We start from the raw sequence: 4772 nt of genomic DNA, 5'->3' as shown, positions 1-4772 counted from the left end.
GCCGACGCAGATCTCGGCAACGACGGGGGCAGACCACTTCATGGCGTGTCTCCTGAGTGACGTTTTGAATACGAAGGTCGGTCTCATGACCGTCCCACCTCGAACTGAGGCGGTGGCCGTTCGTTCGCCGGGCCCCTCGTGTTCGACGCCCTTGATATAGACAATCCGTTGGGCGCAATTCAAGCGGACCCTACACTTATATTTCTCATAGGGAGTGCTGGGGAGAGTCCGAAACGGGCCTCGGACGCGGCATTTCCGTGCAGGTCTTGCGGAAAAATGCTGCGATATCAGCGATATGGTGCAGGATCGGCGGATCCGCAAGCCGAACGGCCGGAGCGTTTGGCACGACGGATTGCCATTTGCCCCTTTGATTTTTGTAAGAAGACTGCTGCTCCCCCGTCATTTCGAGGCGCCGGTGGCGAACCCGGAATGACGGTGTTTGGACTCGGTCGGAGTTCGTCACGGCGTCAGCCGGCCTTCTAGCTCCTTCCGACCGGGCCGTCCTCTCTTGTGATGCGGAGGGCGATGCGGCAAAGCGGGGCCCTCGCGCGCACAAGACCCTTAAGAGCCCCGACATGCACGACATCCGCGCCATCCGCGAGAATCCGGAGGCCTTCGACCGCGATCTGGAGCACCGCGGCCTGTCGCCCCTGAGCGCCGAGCTGATCGCCCTCGACGATGCGCGGAAGGCGGCGGTCTCGGCGGCGCAGTCGGCCCAGGAGCGGCGCAACGCGCTGTCCAAGGAGATCGGCGCGGCCAAGAAGGCGAAGGACGAGGCCCGCGCCGCCGAACTGATGGCCGAGGTCGCCCGCCTCAAGGACGAGGCGCCGGGGCTGGAAGCCGCGCAAGGGGAGGCGGAAAAGGTCCTCGACGCGCGCCTCGCCGCGATCCCGAACCGGCCGAAGGAGGACGTGCCCCTCGGCGCCGACGAGCACGGCAATGTCGAGTATCGCCGCTTCGATTCCTCCCGCGAGCGCCTCGCCCAGGGCCGCCAGCATTTCGAGCTCGGCGAGGCCACCGGCCTGATGGATTTCGAGGCGGCCGCGAAACTCTCCGGCTCGCGCTTCGTGGTGCTCAAGGGGCACCTCGCCCGGCTGGAGCGGGCGCTCGGTCAGTTCATGCTCGACCTGCACACGGGCGAGCATGGCTACACCGAGGTGGTTCCGCCGGTCCTCGTGCGCGACGAGGCGATGTTCGGCACGGCGCAACTGCCGAAGTTCCGCGACGACCAGTTCGCGGCGGGCGACGGCTTCTGGCTGATCCCCACGGCCGAAGTCCCCCTCACCAACCTCGTGCGCGAAAATATCCTGGCCGAGGACGAGCTGCCCCTGCGCTTCACCGCGCTCACCCCCTGCTTCCGCGCCGAGGCCGGGGCGGCGGGGCGCGACACCCGCGGCATGCTGCGCCAGCACCAGTTCAACAAGGTCGAGCTGGTCTCGATCACCGCCCCGGAGAAGTCGGACGAGGAGCACGAGCGGATGCTCGCCTGCGCCGAGGCCGTGCTCAAGAAGCTCGACCTGTCCTATCGCGTCATGACGCTCTGCACCGGCGACATGGGCTTCGCGAGCCGGAAGACCTACGACATCGAGGTCTGGGTGCCCGGCCAGCAGACCTATCGCGAGATCTCGTCCTGCTCGGTCTGCGGCGACTTTCAGGCGCGGCGGATGAACGCGCGCTACCGGGCGAAGGAGGGCAGGGGGGTCGGCTTCGTCCACACCCTGAACGGCTCCGGCGTCGCGGTCGGCCGCGCCGGGCTCCTGCCCGCCGACGACCTGACGCTTGCCACCGCGCTCAAGACGCCGCTCGTCGGCCTCACCGACGACGACCTGACCCGCATCGCCGCCCGCCGCCCCTTCTCCGAGACCCTGGAGGACGCGCTGACCCGCCACGCGGAGGCCGGCGACGCCGCCGCGATCCGCGGCCACGCGGCCCTGCAGCTCTGGATCCGGTTGGCCGCGGAGAACGGCCCGTTCGGCTTCTACGCCGCCCTGCTCGGAGCCCATGGCGGGCGCAGCCGGCTGGTGGCGCGGCTCGGCGGCGAGGCGGGCGACGCCATCGACGTGTTCCTCGCCCAGGCCGCGGAGGCCGAGACCGGGGGCGACGCCCCCTGCCTCGACGCGTTCCTGGCCGATTACGTCGTGCGGCCCGGCCGCGGGAAGAGCGGCCTCTCGGTCAAGCGCGACCTGGAGGCCGGCCGCGACGAGGTGCGGGTGATGACGGTCCACGGCGCCAAGGGCCTGGAGGCGCCGGTCGTCGTCGTCATCGACGGCTGCGAGCCGCTCGGCCGCAACGACCCGCCGCTGCTCGGCCTCGACCCCGCCGCCGACGGCCCGCTGCCGCCGGTCTGGACCGGGGGGCGGACGCAGGATTGCGCGGCGACGCTCAGGGCCCGCTCCGCCCTCCAGGCGCGGGCGCGGGAGGAGCACAACCGCCTGCTCTACGTCGCCATGACCCGGGCGGCCGACCACCTCGTCATCGCCCCCTATCGTGGGGCGACGCGGGAGACGCCGGCCTCGTGGTGCGAGATGGTCCGCATCGGCCTGGAGCGGGGGCTGGGGCCCGGCGAGGCGGTCGAGACCGAGCACGGGCCGGTCACGATCTGGCGCGACGGCTCGGCCGCCGCGCTCGCCGCCGCGGCGGAGACCACGGCTCCGCCCGAGCCCGAATCGGTGCCGGATTGGCTGTTCTCGAACGCCGCGCCGGAGGCCGAGGCCGCCCCGCCCCTGAGCCCCTCTGGTGCGCTCGGCGCGGCCGATGGCCAGCGCCAGCCCCGGCGCCGCCTGGGCGACGCCGAGGCCCGCCGCCGCGGCGCCCTGATCCACTTGCTCCTCGAACACCTGCCGCGGATCGAGCCGGCCCGACGGGCGGAAGCCGCCGAGCGCTTCACCCGCGCCCGCGCGCCGGCCCTGGAGGAGGGCAAGCGCAAGGAGCTCGTGCGCGCGGTGCTCCGCTTGATCGAGACGCCGGATCTCGCGCCGCTGTTCTCGACGCAGGCGCGGGCCGAGGTGGCCTTGTCGGGGCGGATCGTCGTCGATGGCATCGCGCGCGACGTCACCGGCCGGATCGACCGCCTCGTCGTGGAGGACGGCCGGGTGATCCTGTGCGACTTCAAGACCGGCCGCCCGCCCGCGGACGACGCGCCGCTTCCGGAGCGTGAGGCGGCGCAGGTCGCGCTCTACGCCCGGCTCGCCGCCGCGATCTGGCCCGAGCACCGGATCACGGCCCTACTGGTCTGGACTTCGGGGCCCGTGGTGCGGCGGGTGGAGGAATCGCGCTGACGCCCGGTCATCGCGAGCGGATGCGAAGCGATCCAGCGGCGCGACCGTTTCGGAGAGGTCGCGCCCTGGATTGCTTCGGCTTCGCCTCGCAAGGACGTCTGGTGATACTCAGCTGCTCTTCTTCGGCGTCAGCTTGACGATCTGGCCGTCATCCTCCGTCACCGCGTAGACGGCGCCGTCCGGACCGACCCGCACGTCGCGGACGCGGTGCTCCAGCGGAATGCGCTCCTCGGTGACGACCTTGTCGCCGTCGAGCTTCAGCAGGACGAGGCCGGTGCTGACGAGGCCGCCGATGAGGAACTGGTTCTTCCAGGCCGGAAACAGGTCCTTGTCGTAGAGCGCCATGCCCGTAGGGCCGATCACCGGATCCCAGTAATAGACCGGCTGCACCGTGCCGCCGGCCTGGGTCTGGCCGTCGCCGATCTTCTCGCCGGAATACTCGATGCCGTAGGTGACGACGGGCCAGCCGTAGTTGAGGCCGGGCCGCGGCCGGTTCAGCTCGTCGCCGCCGCGGGGGCCGTGCTCCACGGTCCAGAGCCGGCCCTGGTTGTCCAGGGCGGCGGCCTGGACGTTGCGGTGGCCGTAGGACCAGATCTCGGGCTTGGCCTTCTCGCCGCCGGTGAAGGGGTTGTCCTTCGGCGCGTTGCCGTCGGTGTCGATGCGGAAGACCTTGCCGAGGCCGCTGGTCAGGTCCTGCGCCTGCCCGCGGGTCTGCTTGTCGGAGCGCTCGCCCACCGTCACGAACAGCTTGCCGTCCGGCGCGAAGACGAGGCGCGAGCCGAAATGCTTGTCGCCGTCATAGGTCGGCATCTGGCGGAAGATGATCTTGAACTCGTCGAGCCGCGCCTTGCCGTCGCTCTCGACCAGCTTGGCCTTGGCCACCGTCGTGCCGTTGCCCTTGTCCCGCGGCTCGCTGTAGCTGAAATAGATCGTGCGGTCGGCGGCGAAGCTCGGGCTCAGCGCGATGTCGAGCAGGCCGCCCTGCCCCTTCGGATCGACCTTCGGAACCCCTGCCACCGGCTGCCCCACCGTGCCGTCCTTGGCCACGATGCGGATCTTGCCGGCCTTCTCGGTCACGATCATGCGCCCGTCGGGCAGGAACTCCATCGCCCAGGGGCTGTCCAGGCCCTTCGCCACGACCGCGGTCTCGATCTCCGCCTTCTGCGCGGGCTCGGGCGCCCGGGTCTGGTTGGGCAGGAGCGGCTTGTAATCGGTGTTCGGCGGCTCCTTCTCGGCAATCGACGTTCCGGCGCTCGGCGCGGCCGGCGCCTGGAACGACTCGCCCTGGATGCGCGGGGCGCGCGTGTCCTCGCCGCCCTGGCCGGACGGCGCTTGCGCGAAGGCGGAGGCATCGAGGCCGAGGGCCGCGACGGTGGCGAGCAGAAGGGAAAGGGTGCGCGTCACGTCGATTGATCCTTGTGCGGGTCGCCGATCCTGCCCGCCAAATGGGGCGCGGGCGGCCCACGGCGAGGGTCGCGGCGCCGCAGGCGCCCG

At 71.0% G+C, this 4772-nt stretch carries 2 protein-coding genes and 1 pseudogene; 2 read left to right on the top strand and 1 reads right to left on the bottom strand.

Annotated elements, in window-relative coordinates; translation table 11 throughout:
• Positions 1 to 575: 575 nt before the first annotated feature.
• Positions 576 to 1817, top strand: a pseudogene (serS, locus tag MFF42_RS16110) (serine--tRNA ligase); the annotation flags it as partial.
• A 204-nt stretch (positions 1818 to 2021) separates the two neighbouring features.
• Positions 2022 to 3278 carry a PD-(D/E)XK nuclease family protein gene (locus MFF42_RS16105; RefSeq protein WP_283206888.1) on the top strand — a complete coding sequence of 419 codons (1257 nt, stop codon included), beginning with the start codon at positions 2022 to 2024 and terminating at the stop codon, positions 3276 to 3278.
• Between the two features lie 108 nt (positions 3279 to 3386).
• Here the strand turns inward: MFF42_RS16105 and MFF42_RS16100 are convergent, their stop codons facing one another.
• Positions 3387 to 4682, bottom strand: coding sequence for a PQQ-dependent sugar dehydrogenase (locus tag MFF42_RS16100; protein ID WP_238256654.1), 1296 nt, complete (start codon positions 4680 to 4682; stop codon positions 3387 to 3389).
• Positions 4683 to 4772: the final 90 nt, after the last annotated feature.

It is taken from the genome of Methylorubrum podarium (assembly GCF_022179745.1).
In the GTDB taxonomy this organism is placed as follows: domain Bacteria; phylum Pseudomonadota; class Alphaproteobacteria; order Rhizobiales; family Beijerinckiaceae; genus Methylobacterium; species Methylobacterium podarium.
Note: the sequence above shows the minus strand (reverse complement) of the source record. Positions and strands in the feature narration are given on the sequence as shown.